General features: G+C 44.9%; 16 protein-coding genes. 3 read left to right on the plus strand and 13 right to left on the minus strand.

Going from position 1 to position 17,533, the window contains the following annotated elements:
• Positions 1 to 625: 625 nt before the first annotated feature.
• Positions 626 to 1,855 carry a site-specific integrase gene (locus AB5217_RS17980; RefSeq protein WP_004311878.1) on the plus strand — a complete coding sequence of 410 codons (1,230 nt, stop codon included), beginning with the start codon at positions 626 to 628 and terminating at the stop codon, positions 1,853 to 1,855.
• Positions 1,856 to 1,951: 96 nt separating this feature from the next.
• Positions 1,952 to 3,184, plus strand: coding sequence for an IS256 family transposase (locus AB5217_RS17985; protein ID WP_070782484.1), 1,233 nt, complete (start codon positions 1,952 to 1,954; stop codon positions 3,182 to 3,184).
• Positions 3,185 to 3,295: 111 nt separating this feature from the next.
• Here AB5217_RS17985 and AB5217_RS17990 read toward each other — a convergent pair whose 3' ends face one another.
• A complete protein-coding gene (locus tag AB5217_RS17990; protein ID WP_004311879.1) occupies positions 3,296 to 3,607 on the minus strand; it encodes a helix-turn-helix domain-containing protein in 312 nt (103 codons plus the stop codon).
• Positions 3,608 to 3,612: 5 nt separating this feature from the next.
• Positions 3,613 to 3,780 carry a helix-turn-helix domain-containing protein gene (locus tag AB5217_RS17995; protein ID WP_008771129.1) on the minus strand — a complete coding sequence of 56 codons (168 nt, stop codon included), beginning with the start codon at positions 3,778 to 3,780 and terminating at the stop codon, positions 3,613 to 3,615.
• Between the two features lie 658 nt (positions 3,781 to 4,438).
• On the opposite strand from AB5217_RS17995, the gene AB5217_RS18000 reads away from it, so the two are divergent.
• A complete protein-coding gene (locus AB5217_RS18000; protein ID WP_004311882.1) occupies positions 4,439 to 4,846 on the plus strand; it encodes a deaminase in 408 nt (135 codons plus the stop codon).
• A 34-nt stretch (positions 4,847 to 4,880) separates the two neighbouring features.
• On the opposite strand, the gene AB5217_RS18005 is transcribed toward AB5217_RS18000, so the two are convergent.
• The 11 genes from AB5217_RS18005 to AB5217_RS18055 all read right to left on the minus strand — a co-directional run bounded on the left by AB5217_RS18005 (position 4,881) and on the right by AB5217_RS18055 (position 17,346).
• A complete protein-coding gene (locus AB5217_RS18005) occupies positions 4,881 to 5,099 on the minus strand; it encodes a hypothetical protein (RefSeq protein WP_004318621.1) in 219 nt (72 codons plus the stop codon).
• A gap of 11 nt (positions 5,100 to 5,110) precedes the next feature.
• Positions 5,111 to 7,003 (minus strand): type IA DNA topoisomerase, encoded by a 1,893-nt coding sequence (locus AB5217_RS18010; RefSeq protein ID WP_005680137.1) that lies wholly within the window; start codon positions 7,001 to 7,003, stop codon positions 5,111 to 5,113.
• A gap of 209 nt (positions 7,004 to 7,212) precedes the next feature.
• Complete coding sequence (locus AB5217_RS18015; protein ID WP_004318625.1) at positions 7,213 to 8,085, minus strand: hypothetical protein; 873 nt, start codon at positions 8,083 to 8,085, stop codon at positions 7,213 to 7,215.
• Entirely contained in the window at positions 8,085 to 9,287 is a 1,203-nt protein-coding gene (locus AB5217_RS18020; RefSeq protein WP_004315703.1) for a DUF6047 family protein, read from the minus strand. The genes AB5217_RS18015 and AB5217_RS18020 overlap by 1 nt, the downstream gene beginning before the upstream one ends.
• A gap of 11 nt (positions 9,288 to 9,298) precedes the next feature.
• Positions 9,299 to 11,065 carry a DUF6047 family protein gene (locus tag AB5217_RS18025; RefSeq protein WP_004311887.1) on the minus strand — a complete coding sequence of 589 codons (1,767 nt, stop codon included), beginning with the start codon at positions 11,063 to 11,065 and terminating at the stop codon, positions 9,299 to 9,301.
• 20 nt (positions 11,066 to 11,085) lie between these two features.
• Positions 11,086 to 12,156, minus strand: a complete 1,071-nt coding sequence (locus AB5217_RS18030; RefSeq protein ID WP_004311888.1) for a DUF6047 family protein — start codon at positions 12,154 to 12,156, stop codon at positions 11,086 to 11,088.
• A 29-nt stretch (positions 12,157 to 12,185) separates the two neighbouring features.
• Positions 12,186 to 12,497, minus strand: a complete 312-nt coding sequence (locus tag AB5217_RS18035; RefSeq protein ID WP_004311889.1) for a hypothetical protein — start codon at positions 12,495 to 12,497, stop codon at positions 12,186 to 12,188.
• Positions 12,498 to 12,503: 6 nt separating this feature from the next.
• Positions 12,504 to 13,952, minus strand: coding sequence for a DUF6047 family protein (locus AB5217_RS18040; RefSeq protein ID WP_004318628.1), 1,449 nt, complete (start codon positions 13,950 to 13,952; stop codon positions 12,504 to 12,506).
• Positions 13,953 to 13,956: 4 nt separating this feature from the next.
• Entirely contained in the window at positions 13,957 to 14,772 is an 816-nt protein-coding gene (locus tag AB5217_RS18045; protein ID WP_004311891.1) for a DUF6047 family protein, read from the minus strand.
• A 4-nt stretch (positions 14,773 to 14,776) separates the two neighbouring features.
• Entirely contained in the window at positions 14,777 to 16,201 is a 1,425-nt protein-coding gene (locus AB5217_RS18050) for a DUF6047 family protein (RefSeq protein ID WP_004311892.1), read from the minus strand.
• A 5-nt stretch (positions 16,202 to 16,206) separates the two neighbouring features.
• On the minus strand, positions 16,207 to 17,346 hold the full coding sequence (locus AB5217_RS18055) for a DUF4099 domain-containing protein (RefSeq protein ID WP_004318630.1): 1,140 nt from the start codon (positions 17,344 to 17,346) through the stop codon (positions 16,207 to 16,209).
• Positions 17,347 to 17,533: the final 187 nt, after the last annotated feature.

Here is a 17,533-nt window from a genome sequence, read left to right on the forward strand (position 1 = left end):
TTGCTTTCCTTTCAATATCAATTCAAAGATAAATATTTTGATGCTGCAAATCTAAGGTTGCCGCTAGGGCGATCCCCGAGCAAAGAGTTTTTGTTGTTTAATGAAAGTTTACAGCCCGAAGTCTTGCACTTATAAGAGAAGATACATAATTTTGCAACATATCTAAAATGACAACTTATACAGGAATTACAAAGGGACAAGTAAACTTATTTAGGTTTAAAAAAATATTGAGTAAACTAACTTAGGTATAACAAGCGAAGTTGTCAACTAAATCCAGTACAGTACAAGTCCAATAGTACGAATTTTAGTTTCATATAGTGAAACTAAAAGTTTCTCGGTGTGAAACCAATAGTTTCATATATTGAAACAAAGTGTTTTTTCAAGATGCGCAAATATAGTGCAAACCTATTAAAATTCAAATAGTTATAAAACTAATGTTTTAATCGGATGTGGTGAATAAAGCTAAATAGAGCATATTTGGGAGTGAGTTATGTTACTTATCTGTTACCTCTTCCAATTTGCCTACTAATCGGATATAAGGCATTAGTTTTCAATATATTGCATTATTCTTCATAACTTCAAATACCTCAACAGTAATTAAATTTGTAACTAAAAAAGTTGAGTTATGAGAAGTACATTCAGAGTGTTGTTTTACACTAAAAATCAATCGATTAAGAATGGTAAAGTACCTGTAATGGGACGTATTACCATCAACAAGACCACAGCTTGCTTTAGCTGTAAGAAGGAGGTGTCTATTTCTTTATGGGACGCCAAAGCTAATAGGGCTAAAGGGAAATCCGAAGAAGCTAGAATGTTAAACCAGGAACTTGATAATGCCAAAGCCCAAATTGCCAAGCATTACCAATACATATGCGATCATGACAGTTTTGTCACAGCCAAGAAAGTCTATAGCCGCTATGTCGGTTTTAAAGAAGATTCCCACACCCTTATGGAGCTTTTCAGGGAACAGCTTGAGTCATACAAGGAGAAAGTAGGCAAGGAAAAGGCAAAAAGCACCTATCTTGGTTTAGTAGCCGATTATAAGAGCGCATTGCTTTTTTTGAAAGACAAAAAGAATGTTGAGGACATTGCACTTGATGAACTTGACAAAGATTTTATTGAAGACTATTATAATTGGATGTTGGGCACATGCGGCTCGGCCAGTTCTACAGCATTCGGACGTGTTAATACCATGAAATGGCTAATGCATATCGCTCAAGAGAAAGGTTTAATAAAAGTTCATCCCTTCACGGGTTTTGGATGTAAGCCGGGATATAAAAGACGTTCATTTCTCTCTGAAGAAGAACTGCAGAGGCTTATACATGTAGAATTGAGGTATAAACGTCAGCAGGCTATGCGTGACATGCTACTTTTCATGTGCTTCACAGGCCTCGCCTTCGCAGATCTGAAAGCAATTACTTATAAGAATATCCATACAGATTCTGATGGTGGCACATGGCTCATGGGAAACCGTATAAAAACAGGCGTAGCATACGTCGTGAAATTATTACCTATAGCAATTGAACTTGTAGAAAAGTATAAGGGTGATAACAAAAAGAAAGATTCTCCTGATTGCGTTTTCCCCGTCGGTGATTATGAAACCATGAAAAGTAGTTTTAAGGTTTTAGGGAAAAAGTGTGATTGTAATGTAAATATCACCCCTCATATCGGGAGACATACCTTTGCAGTTTTGGCTATATTGAAAGGCATGCCGTTAGAAACTTTGCAAAAAGTATTAGGACACAAATCGATTCTTTCCACACAAGTCTATGCTGAACTGATCAATCCGAAGGTTGGGGAAGATACGGATAGGATGTGCGACAAGATTGGTTCCGTGTATCGCTTGGCCAATTAGAATAAGTATGAAAAAGGCACTATAAAATATTTTGTGTAAATGTAAAATACGGGATTCAGTATGGGTTCCGTATTTTTTATTTAATAGCTTTGCAAAATGAAGAAAATTATGAAAGAGAAGAATCATGTAGTGCCTGATGAGGTATTAAGTAAGGAGTTCCTTAGCCAGTTCAAGACAGAAGCTGATGTCAGCAAGTTTCTGAAGCAGTTACACGCGCAGGTATTGGAGAAAATGCTTGAAGGTGAGATGGATGCGCATCTGGGTTATGAGAAGAATTCGGTTTCCGGTCATAACAGCGGTAATTCCCGTAACGGCAGCTACCCCAAGAAAATCCAAACTGAACACGGTGAAGCGGTCATACCTATTCCCCGTGACCGTAACGGTGAATTCAATCCCATAGTTGTTCCCAAACACGAGAGTCGTGGGCTTTCCATAGAAAAACTTGTTATCTCCCTATATTCCAAAGGAATGAGCGTGTCCGACATTGAAGAGGAGATGCGTGAAATCTATGAAATAGAACTGTCCACATCAGCCATTTCCATCATTACGAACAAAGTCAACCAGGCTGCTCAGGAATGGCAGAACCGCCCTTTGGATCCTGTCTATCTCATCGTTTGGATGGACGGTATTGTATTCAAGGTTCGTGACAACGGAAAAATCATCAACAAGACTGTCTATCTCTGTGTCGGTCTGAAACAGAACGGCTTGAAAGAAGTCCTTGGCATGTGGGTGGGAAAATCAGAAAGTTCTTCATTCTGGATGGGTGTCCTGACAGATTTGAAGGCCCGCGGAGTACAGGACATACTGATTACCTGCACTGACAACCTGAACGGGTTTACCGACACCATACGTGCCGTATTTCCTCAGTCTTCCACGCAAATATGTGTTGTACATCAAATCAGGAACTCCTGTAAATATGTCGTTTACAAGGACAAGAAAGAGTTTACAGCCGATATGAAGAACATCTATAACGCGCCCAACAAGGAGGCTGCTGCCGTGGAACTGGATAATCTGGAAAAGAAATGGGGAGGGAAGTACCCTTATGCCATCCTCTCATGGAGGAATAACTGGGATGACCTGACTGTTTTCTTCCAGTTTCCATTGGAAATCAGGAAAATAATCTACACAACAAATTTCATTGAAAATCTGAATGGAAAAATCAGAAAGTACACTAAATCAAAGCTTTCATTCCCGTCGGATGATGCTGTGAAGAAAATGGTATACCTCGCTTTGATGGAGATTGAGAAGAAATGGACAATGCCGATTACTAACTGGGGATTGATTATGAACCAATTTATGCTTATTTTTGAAAACAGAATCCAGATATAAGAGAACTTATAACTGAATCCCGTTTCTATTTACACAAAATTATGGATACTGCCATGAAAAAACACCCTTCAGCAAATGTTGAAGGGTGTTTTTCGTATTCAGGCAGGTTGCTTATTTCAAGTAACGCCTGAAATCTTTATAGTTCTTTTTTAGTACCTCGTATAGCCCGCTTTCCGGATAGAGCAGTTTACCCCCGACAGAGGTAATTGAGGTATAAGGTATTGCCTTTTCATCCCGTAGTGTTTGTAATGTACGCTTGGAAACATGAAGCATCCGGCATACCTCATCTCCACTCAGATAATGTTCGTCTGCAATCGTCGGACGTATCCGTGCCGCAGCAGCCTCCAGATTTTTTCCTGTCCGTTTGATCCATCCGGTAAGTTCCTTGAACTCTTCCGAATCTTTAGTGATAATGTCTGCCATACTCTTTATTTTCTTTTTTTGATTAGTCCTTCCTCCAGAATTTGCTGGATGTCCACTTCTTTATAAAAGAATTTTCCACCGATATTAGAATAAGGAATCAGCCCGTTATCCCGGTAAGTCTGCAGTGCCCTTTTGGAAATATTGAGAGCCAGGCACACATCCTGCGCATCCAGTCACTTGTCCGGTGTTACGGGGGCTATTTTCTTTTGAAAGTCCATCATTTGCACGGACAGCATACTTAGTTGTTTCTTCAAGTCCTGATAAGCACTTGTTTCGATAATTGTCAGTTCCATGATTTATAAATTAAATTGTGAATAATGAAATTGGGTGCAAGATAAAGGGAATATTACTATAAATCAATCGTTTAGTTTCCAGTGTCGTTAATAGTCATTAATAGTCATTTTTTGTCAGCGTAGCTTTTCTTATACTTTTTATTTAACGGGGGAGTCGTGAAATCCGACATCCCTTATACAAATGGTAACTCTTTCATCTTTTTTCCTTTTTTGCCCTGCCACATTTCTTTATGATATGGATTTCTTCGGAGAAATCAGAAATATGAGTATCTTTGGAACGAAATATAGATTTAAATGGCAGGCAATAGCCTTCCAATTAGATATAGACATAACATTCGCAGAATGTCTCAAGACGGAAATCTGGTAAATTTCAATGAATAGAGGCTTTTTGTGTATTGCTTATGCTATGCTTTGTCATAGCGTGGCTTACACAGCTACTATTCATAGGTTTACCAGAACCTCCGTCTTGGAGTTGGGTAAGGCCACGCTTTCTCAAATACTTCTGCCGAATAATATTTATAGGTTAAATATTATACTTATGGCAAAACTCCAATTACTTGCAATCACTACTCTTGACGGATACCTCTTCGACAGGACTGTTTCTTCCCCTTTGTGGGATAATCCGAACAAATATGGCCTCACCAAAATACGGGAACGTGCTACACAGACTCTCGGGCCGGATGTATCTTTCATCTCATTGACACAATGGAAAAAGAAAAATGAAGGTATTTATTTCATAGAAGCGGCTCCGGATACAATTTCCGTTATAAGCAGCATGTTCAGATACTGGTTGGTGGATGAAATCATCCTTTTTGTCGCACCGTATATCCAAGGGGACGGCATACGTCTGTTTACAGAAATTCCCGGTCCTTCCTCATGGGAAATGACCGGGAACAAATGTTTCAGATCCGGTATTTGCAGGCTGGCCTACAAACGGATTGAATAACCTGCAATTATCTTCTTATCCTGACTGACTTGGTTTAGACAGGCATCTTATATTTCTCCCAATATTTTCTTGCCTTGTCCGGTCCTATCCAGTTCCGTTGGTCATCGATTCCCCTGTCCGAGAGTTGTTTCCTGACCAGCTTCTGGATATCAATCTCCCCTTTGGCTATCTTGATCAGCAGTTCGGAAGCAATCGTATTCAGCATTAAGTCCGGATTCAGTTCATCCGGTATCTCTTCCATTTCTTTTTTCATAAGTCGCTTCTTTATTTTTTAGGTTTATTATCCTTGAAAGTCATCTCAATCCTGTAATTGTCATCCAGCTCGAGTGATGCCTCATACTTCTTTCCTTTCTTGCTGGTAAACTTCAGATATCCGGTACGTTTCCCCGATAGCAGCAGGAGCATCTGATTATCCGTCAGTTCCCTGCCGTTGAACGTTCTAAATAACAGGAACCCACAATTGGGATCGCTGCATTTGGCGACCTTGTTAAAGACGATAATCGTTTCTGCTCCGCATTTGGGGCAGTTACAATGTGGCAAGTCCGGATGGTTAAGTTTCAGGGCAAGCAGTTCCGAGGTGATTTGTTGGGTATAGGAATTGATGCTCTGAGTAAATGTTTCCGTGGAAACTTTGCCGGTTTCGATTTCATGCAAGGCGCATTCCCACCCTCCGGTCATGCTCACGTTGGCGATCATCTTCTCTTTTACAATATCATATACTTCCAGTCCTTTGGGAGTGGGAATCAGTGACCGTCCGTTTCTTTCCACGTAGTGTCTGGCAATGAGCAGTTCGATGATTCCGGCACGTGTAGCCGGTGTACCCAAGCCGGAATCCTCCATTGCCTCTTTTTCCTTTTCATCGTCCAATGTTCTGCCACAACCTTCCATCGCAGCAAGCAGGCTTGCCTCAGTGAATATGGGCTGCGGTTTGGTTTTCTTGACCAATGTATCAATACCGAGCACGGGCAATATTTCGTCTTCCTGAAATTCGGGCAGAAGACTTCCTTCTTCTTTCTCACTGGGTTCGTTATAGATGCCTCTCCACCCCGGAACTTTGATTTGGCTTCCTTTTATCCCGAAAAGAACGCCGTTACAGTCCGCTTGTACGGATACCGTTTCTTTCAGGCATTTGCCGGAGAAAGCCTCCAACATGCGTCCCGCGATCATGGAATAGATATTCTGCTCGTCAAGGGAAAGCCTCTGGGGATAGTTCTCCGTAATGATTAACGCATGATGGTCCGTCATCTTGCTATCGTCCACACAGTGCCGGTTTAAAGGCTGGTTACAGAGGTTTTCCGCATGCCATGTGAAACGGGGATGTTGCTTAAGCAGGCCGATGAGGGAAGGGACTTGTTCGAAGATGTCTTCTGTGATATAGCTACATCCGGTACGGGGATACGAAATGTAGCCTCCTTCATATAATTTTTGAGCAATGTTCAGCGTCTGTTCTGCGGTCAGTCCGAGTTTGGTATTGGCACTTCGTTGCAGGGCGGTCAGGTCATAAAGTAGCGGAGCTTCTTCTGGAACCTCTTTCTTCTCCACTTGCACCACTTTGGCTGTCGTCTCTTCATACACTTTTTTACGGTCCACATCGAGTTTTTCCGGTGTATCATATTTCCCGGTACAGGTTAAGACGAGTTCTTTCCCTGCTTTCGTTGTCCGTAGCTGTAGCAGATAATAGGGTTTGGCTATAAAATCCCTGTTGTCCAGATATCGACGGCAAATCATGCCAAGTGCCGGTGTCTGTACTCTTCCCAGAGAATAGTTACTCTTGCCTGCAGCCATGCTCAAAGACAGGCTGGCATTCATACCGACGACCCAATCTGATTCTCTCCTGGCTTTAGCGGCACGGTACAGGTTGTCAAACTCCTTACTTGATTTGAGGCTATCAAATCCTTCCCGTATCGATTTTTCTGTCATGGAAGATATCCACAAGCGTTTGGTTTCCTTATGATATCCCAGATATTCAAGCACATATCTCATAATTAACTCTCCTTCCCGCCCTGCATCAGTACAGGATATCACTTGATCAGCCTGACCCAACAGTTTACGGATTACTTCCAATTGTTTCAGAGCCGTCGGATCAGCCTTGTATCCATCTTCGGTTTTAATCTGACGGACAACCAGTTTGAACGGGTCGGGAATAATAGGCAGCATCTCCTTTTCCACATGGACAATGCCGTAGTCTTGAGGCAGGGCCAATGCCAACAGATGGCCGTAAGTTCATGTGACGGCATATCCGTTCCCACTCAAGTATCCTTCCTGTTTCTCCGTTACGCCCAGGACCCGGGCAATGCTGCGTGCCACCGAGGGCTTCTCACAAATACAAATTGTTTTCATGTTACTTTCTTTTTTAATATGAATGACTATTTAATTTTTACACTCTTGACCTTTGATTTTTCTTTCCGTACCCTTTTCTTCGGTTCTTTGGGAATGGAGAGCTTCTCTTTCTTTTCCGATACTTGTATGCTTTCCGTCAGATTCGGCAGGGGTATTTCCTTTGCCGGAAAACGGCTGATTAAATCCATTGAGATTCCTGACATTCCCGCATTCAGTTTCACCTGATCTGCCGGTTGGAGGTATTTCTCCCCGTTCTTTCCGGTTGCCAGTTCGTACATGACTGTTTCACGGCCCTGGAGGATTCCTTCGTAATTTTGGTAAGGAAGGTTTGATTCAGACAGTCCGTTCTGCTGAAGCATCCCACAAATCTCATCGGGTGGCAATCCTCCGAACTTCCGGTCAAAAGGAGAAGAAAGAATGTACTTGTATGTTGCCAGAAGCTGCTTTTCATGGCTCATATCGGGACATCCTTCATATTCCTGCAGTTGTTTGATTTTCTTTTCAATGCTGTTCAGAGCTTTGAAAGTATGTCTGTCCTTATTCTGAATAGGCATACTACCCATTCGGACCAGTTCCATCTGGATACGGTTCAGGCTGGACGTTTCCCATTTATTCAACAGATTACTGCGATTGCTCCGGTAATCATCCCGGAGGATAGCGATTGGATTTTTGGTACGAAAGAATAATCCGATCCGTTTTCCCCATGAGGGTTCGTGGAGGTTGGACGCGCTCCAGCGGATCGTGTTGAAACGGTAAGTATCCATGAATCTCCTGAAATGATTCCGGCTGGTAAACAGGTTTCTGAAAGTTTGCAGGAATGCTTTCCTTCCGGCAGCCCTGCGGCTACGTGGTATCTCTTTTTCGGGAATGAATGTATTATTTATCAGTTCCATATGCATTATAATTTGGGCTTCGCCTGCTTTTTAACGGAAGCGGTTTTTGTCTTGACCTTTTTCTTTTCATTGCCACAGGACAGTCCGGGCTTGTCTTGCGGTTTTTCGGCTGTTTGAGCTTCTCCTTTCTTAGAAACAACAACAGGCGGGCTTACCCGATGATAGTTCTTCCGGACTCCATCCCTGTTTAACAGTGTTTGCGCCAATGACCTGGCAGCATTTTGTAATTCATCCATCTTCTGCCGGAAAGGATAATCCCGGTACAATTCCTTTTGCCGGGTAATCTCACGGATACCTTTCTCCACAAACAAGAAATCCTTTTTATAGGCAAACGATTCGTCTGCCGGTAAATGGGCGTATCCTCTGGCTGCTATGTCCTGAAGTGTCATAATGTTCCGGTTACGGATAGAGAGTTCCAATGCGCCGGCTGTGACAAACCGGTTGAGATTTTCTCCCGTAGGATGCATGTCGAAAGTGACGGACGGCTTGTAATTCGCCAGAATTTCCATCCCGGCCTGCGGCATGGTGGTCTGATTCCCGTTGGAGAGTTCCAGCATCCGGCGGGAGACGGTTTCTATCCGGTAAATATTCAATGACTCCACATCCTGCAAAGAGCTTGAGTAGAAATTGTCCGCTGTCGATTGCAGGTAATCCCGAAACTTTATAGTCCCGGAAAGTCCGTCATTGAATACGCGGACACCTTGTTCCGTTTCAGCTATGGTGTAGAACTGTTTGGCTTGCTTTCCTGCCGCAATCTTCTCCATCGCATCTTCGTGTGCAATAAAGCACTTATAAGCTGGTGAGTAGTCCAGATCCCGGATATTCTCTGCCGTCAGTTCCCTTTGGCATGCTCTCAAATAAGCCGCTTTCCGTAAAGGTACGGAGTTGTTTTCAGTGATGCCTCCGTAAGAGGCGATGAAACTGAGGGCTTTCTCACTGTCTTTCGCCGGTAGTTCGCTGGTGAAAGGAATATCTTTAGCAGGTATTCCCTCAAAATGCAGCAATAAGTTATCCGGTATGGTTTTCTGATCCATAGCAATCCGGGCGGTCAGATCCATAAATACCTGAAAAGAGTCCTTATCCGTCGGAACATACGACACGACCATGACAGTCGAGACTTGATTATCCGGCTGTAACACAATAAACAGGCTCTTTAAATCCGCTTTAGCGGTGAATGTATCTTTTATTTTTTCCATCCATGCAGGCATGATAATCAGTTTTAGATGCGGGGATTATGTGACTTGTTCTGACGGGAAGCCGTCTTTCTCTTTTCCGAAGCCGCCGGTCCGGTCAGTTGCAACGGAGGACAGGTCAGTCTGTATCTCAGGCCAAGTATCTTGTCCGCGAGTTGCTGCTGCCTGTTTTGAATATTGTAGAATGCCTTTTCACTATATCCCTTTTTGGATTGCAGTTCGGACATTTCTTGATCCAGCGGTTTAAAATTTCCTTTGTGGGTGAACTCCTTATAGCTTTCATTAGTATTGAAATCAGCCGGTAATCCGTATTCCCGTATAAAGAGCAGGGTGAATATCTCGGCATTCTCCGGCGTTACCGAAAGCCGGTAATCTTCCGTAAACTGTTTGAATGCATGGTATGTCGGCTCTATGGGATAGCCGCCTTTCTTCAACAGCTCGGATTGCTCTATCGGATACAATGGCATTTTCGCCAGCTGCCCGTAGAAAGGATTGGACCGGAAAAGGTCCAGATGCTTCTGCATGTAATGCTCCGTGCTATGGTTCGGGCAGGAAATATAGAATTCTCTGATTCGTCCCAGAGCCTGTACTTCCGGAGTGAAGAAACGGTCAGCCAGATATTGCAGGTAACACTGTTTATAGATGGCTCCTTCATCCGTGGCGGGCAGGTAGACGGCTCCTTTGGGAGTCTGGAGGGAAATGATGGGGTCTATCTCTTTGTTTTGCAGGCTGTCCGGGATAAGCCCGTAATCACGTTTCAGGATATAGGCCGCCTGATCCCGGATCTGTGATTTGACCTTCTCCTGTCCGCCTTTATTTTCAGCCGGAATATTCTGCAGCGCATTGAACTGGGAGTTGAAAGAATTCTTGTGTATGAACGGAATCCTTCTGGTTGTATAGTCTATCCCATAGATTCCTGCGGTTTCCTGTAAGGATAGTAACCGGAGTATCTGGGCATTGGCAATACTGGGGAGCACGTTATAGGAGGAAGCAAACTTGTCATAGGCATCGAATGTCGGTTCTATGCGGTGGCTCCTGTCCAGCCGGGCATTCCGCAGGATAGTCGCATCCAGATATTGTGCTTTCTCCGGCAGAAAAGAGTTTGTATATAAGGAGAAGGCATTGGGAGATGCTTGGAATGCCTTTACCACTTCTGCGTCCGGACGGGTCAGCTTGTACAGGTTGACAAACTCCGGTTTCTCTTCGTCCGTAATGAAGAAACGGTCGGCCAGATGTTGCATATAGGCATGGCAGCATGTCTTTCCAAAGCCGGAATATTCGAACAGAAGCACTCCTTTGGCGGTTTCCACGGCGGTCAGGGTTTCCGACGGATCGTCGTGGAGAGTATCCTGTGCCAGCGCGAACCGTTTGGCTTCCGGCTGTACAAGCAGGTGGTCGGCAAGTCCGCTGGCTACCAGCATGGGCAGGCTTTTTTCTTCATCGTGAGAATGCAGGTATTCCAGTCCGCGCAATGAGACATTGCCCTGCATGCTTCCTCCGTTCCGGGTGATGAATTTTTGTACCAAGCTGTTATCCTTGTCAAAGAGCCGGATATCCGGGTAGCTTACTCCTGCCGGAAACTGGTAGCGGCACAGATAAAGATCCGGCAAGTGGCTTTGGACAAGGGACGGCTTGTACATTTCCCTTTGCCGCTGGAGGTATTCGGTGAATCGTTGATTCATCATCGATACTTCTTTCTCCGGCATCAGGTGCATCTCCAGTTGTCGGGGTTGCCCTTCCAAGTCCTGGGTAACAAAGAAAATCATAATGTTTGAAATCTCTTGCTTTTGCATACGATTGAAATTTAAAATAGTTACATGGTGATACTTCTACTCTTTTTCTTTTCCTGTTTGGGCGGTTCATAGCCCCGTACCGCATAGTCCGTCTGTAGGATTCTCTTTGCCGTATCCTTGATGGTCCGTTCAAGTGCATTTTTCAGCAGTGTGCCATCCTGCTTCCCCACATAAGACAGCCTGATCCGTTCATCCAGGGAGACAAAGCTGTTTTGATGGTTGAACCGGCTGTCTTTTTCCAAATTCCCGATTTGCCCGGTCTTGCAGATCCGGTCGAGTACGCCTATGTTATAATTCTTCTGGCTCTTGCCCAGATTCAACTTTTCGGCCAGTTGGTTATAACATTCCAAAGAGGGAGCCATGCTGCATTCTACCGCCGGGGTATAGTTGGCTATCATATTTGAATCCAGGAAATGAGCCTTTTGGGGAAGGTATATCTTTTTTAAGCCATGTTCAAACATGTTCGAACACTTTGACGCCTCTTTGATCAGATTGATATTGGAAGTGCTGAAATAATATATTTGCAGTTTATCCGCATCCCTGTAAACCGGCGAGAAGAAATTATCGCCAATATGCTGCAGGTATTTCTGCGCACACTGTATCCCCCTGCCGGTATCATTGAACATCAGGACTCCCTGGTTCGTATTTATTGCAGTAATCACCCTGTTGTAGATATCTTTTTCCTTTTCTTGATGGAATGCGCGGTAAGCGTTCAGTTGTTTTTTCAGCAGGGGATTGTCTTTGGCCTTTTGAAGCATTCTCTGGATGCTATCCACATTATGGATGCCATAAGGAGATGTATTCTCGTAAACGAAGGCGATATCCCGCAATGGGAAATGAGTTGCACAAGACAGTCCTCCGTTATGGGTCATGTCCTTGATGAACCTTTCAATGTTCCCCGGTTGTACAGCACCCTGATATGGTATTAAATAGACTTCTTCCTTAGGAATGTAGGAGCCTTTCAAGGCCAGTTCTGCCTGCCCGAAAAGAAATTTGCCGCCATCTGAATTGATGCCATAACGATTCTCTATGGTCTGGAAATGTTCAATCTGCCTGTTGCTGTTCAAATTGAAACCAATGTATGTACTCATATTATTTTATGGTTTAGATGAATGGTTGATTAAGATAGTCTATGCCGTTTCGACGGGTCGGGAACTTTTTTATTCTTCATTTTCTGCTCCATTTTCTGTTTTTCTTCCAGGTCTATAGTCCATGGAAAACAGGTCATGATCTTGTCCGGGCAGCAAAGGGAGATTCTTTTTTGTTTCATGGACTCATCATCCAGCCGGATATAGACAAAGTAATCCAGTTCCCCTTTTCCGGTTTCTTCAATGGCTGTTACTGTTCCTTTATAGGGAACAACGGGAGTTTCCTCTTCCGGATCGTTCTCTACAATCCGCGCTCCGAGGTACATCTGACTTTTAGGTATCATATCGCTTTATTTTAAACGGTTATTGTTATGTCTGTTCTTATTCTCAGTCTTTTTAACGGTATTCTTCTCTTCCGGCAGCGGACAGAGCAGTCCGTCCTTTATCACGTATGTCCTGACGCCGAAGGGCTTGGAGGAACCCTCAATTCTGCCCTGCTCAAAGTCGGCCTTGCAAAAAAGGAGATGCCTTGTCGCCTCCTTGTTGTTTTCCGGGAGATACAGTGCGTATCCCGAAGCCAGTGCCGTCTTTTGAACTTCATTCAGTTTTCGGCTTCCGACGGTGAAGGTAACGGTGGAGTCATTCAACATATTCTCAAGGGAACGGTGCCCTCTCACATCGAAATCCCTTTTCAAAATTCCATCGGCAGCCTTCCGGATTTCCGTAGACAACCGCTTGAACTTTCCCGTATCGAATTCGCCGGCAGATTTAACCTGCGTGACTTTTTCAAATTCCTTGGCATACGGCAGCAGTTCATTGAAATAGGTAAACGGTTGTTCATGAATATTCATATAACCGTTACGCATGACGGTCAGCAGCCGGTAAATGTCATGGTTCTCCCGGCTGATGGAAACCTGCGTATCCTTATTGAAATGCCAGTCGGTGGCGAATTTTATAAAATCCCCGGCTGTCGCTTCCATCGAATGGTAGCATACCGGTTTTAAACTGTCGATGAATTCTTTGGGCAGTTCGTCAAGACCGATATAGGATGCCGGATAAAAATCGAAGGAATAATCCAGTTCCATCGGTTTGCACGGCTTGTAAGCGGCATCTATGAGAGGAACCAGGTTCTTGTCCATGAACGTACTGTCGTAGACGGCCAGATGGCCGGTATCGTAGTGCGGGTCGAAGTAATGGTCCGTGATGTACCGGATGCACTCCCTGAATCCGTTCCTGCCGATCTCGTTACCGGAAAAGATAAGGTATCCGAAGTCATTCTCCACCACTTTTAAGGGGAATGTGTACCGCGGCTGGCACCGGTACAATGTCCTTTTTTCCTGTTGCTGTAATCGAAACTCCAAGTATGCGGGTTCCTGCATGAGATACTTCTTCAATATGCCGCCGTCCGGTTCATTCTTGTATTTATAGGTATAGACCGCATCACGCAGGGAAATGCGTTTGGCAGGGGGAATGCAGTGTTCTTGAAAATACGGCAGCAGTTCCTTGCTGATATATTCCTCGAAAGGGGTATGGGTATCTACCGGTGGAACCTGCCTCATGTTCGCCAGGTCAAACCGGAGCAGTTCCGTATCCGGAATATAGGGGCAGCACTCCGCTTCCTTGATATTGTCAATCAGGAATTTGCGGAACAGGCTGTCCGCATCTCCTTTCTGAATGAATGTGAGGGCATTTCGGGGCTGGTGGGGAGAGTACTGATGGTAACGGTCCATACCGACAAAAATACTTCCCGGCTTGTCGGGATCGAAAAAAGGATTTTCCATTTGGTTTCTCTTGTCCATATTTCTACAATTTAGGGTGGGTATTTCTTTTCTTTTTCACGTCCTGCTTTTTATTCAAAGCCTTTTCGATGACTGTTTTCACTTTGAACACCTGTTTGTTCGCAGGAGGATCCTTAGAAAATACGATCCGGGTGAAATCCCCGTTTATCCATGCATAGGCATGGGACGGGTTGCTTTTTGCCTCTCCCGGCAGGAAGAGTCCGTGCCCTGCCGCCAATACTTGCCGGTGAGGGGTAAAGAGCCGGACACCGTCTACGGTGACACATTCCATCGGGTCGCGGAGGATGTTCCCAACAGTCCGGTGTCCACGCACATCGTAATACTGCTTGAGGAGTTTGTCCAGCAAGGCTTTATCCTGGCCGGTTTCTTCTATCTGCTGCCGGATATCCGATGCTGTACCTTGTTTGGAAAGCTCCAGTAATTTACGGTCCTTGCTTTCTATTTCCTCCAAAATATCAGCGATATTACGGTTGCGATGGCTGCTGGTACAATGCATATTGTGGCAGAAACTACCGAAATCCTCCCAGGTCGGCTTCATCTCATTCCGGTAGACCAGCTCCATTTCCGGTGTCTTATCCATCTGCAGGTAAGCATATTCCGGGTACAGGCCTTCACCCGGATTGACATAGGATCCATCCTTTAGGACTCCTTCTGCCCGGTAAACATTTACCGGACCAAGATTGAAATGGGGATCGAAGTAATGGTCTGCCATAAATTGCAGAAAGTCCTGCCTGTTTTTCTGTCCTTCCGTCGTATCAGTAAAGAACACAAAGCCATGGGCTGTCTCTATGGCTGTATAGGATTGTTCAGGTTGCTTCATATCATTACATTTTGAGGGAATTGTTCCTTTTCGTTTTCGATACCTTTTTCAAAGCCGGTACATATGGAATGATTTTGCCGTTTTTCTCCTGATACACGGTCTTGTTTACGGGAGATTTGGTATATGCCATTACCCGGTTGCATGTCTTTTCGGCATGGAGGAAATGTAAATCTGGCATTGACTTGGATATTTGGGGACAGTAGATCCACTTTCCTTCCAGCAAGGCTTGCCTCATGGCTTCGCCGGCATCGGTTCCATTGATGAGAAACGGGACGCTCCTGTCATTCAGTGTCCTTTCCAATGTACGGTGTCCACGGACATCGAAATCCGTCAGAAGGATATTCTTCGCTTTCCAACGCATGTCATCCAGCACATCTGACAAATCTGGCCCCGAGGACTGTCCGTTGATACAGTCGTCTATCCGGGTGACATACTCCTGAAAGACATTCCGGTATCCGAAATCGGGATCATTTATTATATCCCGCTTGAATCCGTTCTCCATCAGATACAACAGTTTGCTGATATCCGCATTGTTACGGCTCGCAGGACATCCGGCAAATTCATTCAGGCGGAGAAATTCAGAAGCGCTCGGCTCCATGTCCGTTTCAAACGCCAGTTTCCACTGTTTCCTGTCACGGAAAGCCTCTTTTGAGAATACAGCATTATCAAAATCATATTCCCCTTTTCCGCTTTGGGGATTCTTCCGGTAGCAGGCATCCACCAAAGGACAGATATCGTCGGACAGGCAGTTGACGTTGTATTGCCTGACAGGACCGGGTTCGCCATGAACCCAGAAATAATTGCCGGATAACTGTTGGTAAAAGCTCTTCAATCCCTCCCGTCCCATTTTGGTATCACTGAAAAACAAGATTCCTTTGGACGTTTCCACAGCATGCAGCGGTAATTTGTAAACCGGATTATAATCATACCTGGCAGCCAGCTCATCCTGCTTCTGATGAAAATGGACCAGCTCGTCCAACTGCTGTGTGGTCAGTTTCGGAAGTTCTCCCGATATCATGAGGATATCGCTGCGTGACTGCGCAAACAGGACATTTCTCAGATTGGTACTTATTAGAGGAGCCAGTCCCTTTTCCCGGATATAGGGTAGTAATACCTGATTGATATATTCCTTTTTGGAAATATCTCCGGAGATAGCCGGTACATCCGTCATCTTCGGGAATGAATAGATTTCCAGACGGGTATTCGGTACGAAGGCGGAGTATTTGGCTTTTATCGATTGTTGGCTGAACAAGGCCATAAACGTATAGACAGGGTCTTGCCTGTCGGGATTGGCAGGATAAAGCATATAGGAGGATTCTGCATGGGGTTTCTCCTTGCCGGTTTCATAACCGACAAGGAGCTGGCCTTCACCGTCTTTCCTGAAAAGCTCGTCCAATAGTTTGGGATCATCAGAAATATAGGTTGCCATTTTTCTTACATTTTAGGTGTGATGGACGGTTTACGGGTACGCGGTTTCTTTTCCGCTTGCTGTGAGGCTTCCTCTTTTTTCCGGGGTTTTCCGGCTACTTGTACCGGTGCATGGGGCTGCTGCTGGCTTCCGTCTTGTTCCTGACCTTGTTTCTGTGCCTCTTCCAACTTCTTGGTGCTTCTTTCCCAGAGGAATTCCACCCCTCGCTCGGCGGCACTCATCTGGATGGAGGTGGCATAAAATTTTCCATTATCAGACTTGAAACGGATCGGTACTTCCTCACCGCGCACGGCAGCATCGTATTCTTTCGGAGAAAGCGTATAATCTTTCACCTTACGCGGAATGCGTGCCTGCTCTACGGGCATATGGAACAATTCATTGGTCACCGGGTCTTTGGAAAGGTAGCAGGATTTGGTTTCTTTGGTACGGTAGTCAATGACTACATCCACCGCCTTGCCGAGATTGCCGGTCTGGTTCAGGGCCTTGAGGTCTTCTTCCGTCAGGACATGTCCCCTGTAGTCTTCCCCGATCTTGGGAGCCTGACGGATGTAGTGGATGTCGAACTTGACAGCTCCGTTCTCGTCGCGGAACAGGGAGAGTTTGGCATCCCCGTTTTCACGCCCCAGCTCGGAATTTTTTGCCACACGGAAAGCGATAGCGGAAGTCTTTCCCTGCAACATTCTTTCGAGGCTGTCCTTTGCGTTCTTCAGTCCGTCCGGGGTAATGCCGTATTTGGCGGCCTGTTCCCAATTCACTTCCCGCTCGTTGAAGCGATGGTTATTATACACCCTGGTCGAAGCCAGTTCCCTTCTGACTGCTTCGTTCTGTGGTTCCTGCGCCGCTTCGATCTTTTCTTTGGCCTGCTCTACGAGCGTTTCCTTCGGCATGTTGTAGAGGGAGTAACGACCGGGATTATTGTACTGGTAGAGAAAATTCTTCCCGAAGTTGGTGAAGAAGTTTCCACGTTGGTCCACTTTGATAAACTGGTCCCTATTCGCCTCGTTAGCTTCGAGCGTTTCCAGCTCTCCGTTCGCTGCGATTCCTTTTACACCTTTGGCTTTCTGCTCTTTCTTGTCATACGCCATCAAATACCCGTGTTCCGGGGTTGCTTCCTTGTTTTCAGGAGCTAAATTCACATCGTTCATATACGTTAATTTTAAAGATTAATGAATCATTTACGAGGGTAAAATTACTATCTTTGTCATTAAATAGTTTGATTATGAGGAAGTTGTCATTAATTGTCATGTTCTGTCACTTATTGTCATGTCCGGCTTTTGCACAGTCCCCGTCAAAGGGATATAAAGCCGGACTCAGTGCTGTCATCTACCGTAT

It is taken from the genome of Bacteroides sp. MSSM.1001136sp1_RTP21357st2_D2_RTP21359_211015, assembly GCF_040913205.1.
In the GTDB taxonomy this organism is placed as follows: domain Bacteria; phylum Bacteroidota; class Bacteroidia; order Bacteroidales; family Bacteroidaceae; genus Bacteroides; species Bacteroides ovatus.

Bases quoted from the DNA above. Each gene is read 5' to 3' on its own strand.
- AB5217_RS17980 (WP_004311878.1), top strand. From the start codon at position 626: ATGAGAAGTACATTCAGAGTGTTGTTTTACACTAAAAATCAATCGATT.
- AB5217_RS17985 (WP_070782484.1), top strand. From the start codon at position 1,952: ATGAAGAAAATTATGAAAGAGAAGAATCATGTAGTGCCTGATGAGGTA.
- AB5217_RS17990 (WP_004311879.1), bottom strand. From the start codon at position 3,607: ATGGCAGACATTATCACTAAAGATTCGGAAGAGTTCAAGGAACTTACC.
- AB5217_RS18000 (WP_004311882.1), top strand. From the start codon at position 4,439: ATGGCAAAACTCCAATTACTTGCAATCACTACTCTTGACGGATACCTC.
- AB5217_RS18005 (WP_004318621.1), bottom strand. From the start codon at position 5,099: ATGAAAAAAGAAATGGAAGAGATACCGGATGAACTGAATCCGGACTTA.
- AB5217_RS18010 (WP_005680137.1), bottom strand. From the start codon at position 7,003: ATGCTGCCTATTATTCCCGACCCGTTCAAACTGGTTGTCCGTCAGATT.
- AB5217_RS18015 (WP_004318625.1), bottom strand. From the start codon at position 8,085: ATGCATATGGAACTGATAAATAATACATTCATTCCCGAAAAAGAGATA.
- AB5217_RS18020 (WP_004315703.1), bottom strand. From the start codon at position 9,287: ATGCCTGCATGGATGGAAAAAATAAAAGATACATTCACCGCTAAAGCG.
- AB5217_RS18025 (WP_004311887.1), bottom strand. From the start codon at position 11,065: ATGCAAAAGCAAGAGATTTCAAACATTATGATTTTCTTTGTTACCCAG.
- AB5217_RS18030 (WP_004311888.1), bottom strand. From the start codon at position 12,156: ATGAGTACATACATTGGTTTCAATTTGAACAGCAACAGGCAGATTGAA.
- AB5217_RS18035 (WP_004311889.1), bottom strand. From the start codon at position 12,497: ATGATACCTAAAAGTCAGATGTACCTCGGAGCGCGGATTGTAGAGAAC.
- AB5217_RS18040 (WP_004318628.1), bottom strand. From the start codon at position 13,952: ATGGACAAGAGAAACCAAATGGAAAATCCTTTTTTCGATCCCGACAAG.
- AB5217_RS18045 (WP_004311891.1), bottom strand. From the start codon at position 14,772: ATGAAGCAACCTGAACAATCCTATACAGCCATAGAGACAGCCCATGGC.
- AB5217_RS18050 (WP_004311892.1), bottom strand. From the start codon at position 16,201: ATGGCAACCTATATTTCTGATGATCCCAAACTATTGGACGAGCTTTTC.
- AB5217_RS18055 (WP_004318630.1), bottom strand. From the start codon at position 17,346: ATGAACGATGTGAATTTAGCTCCTGAAAACAAGGAAGCAACCCCGGAA.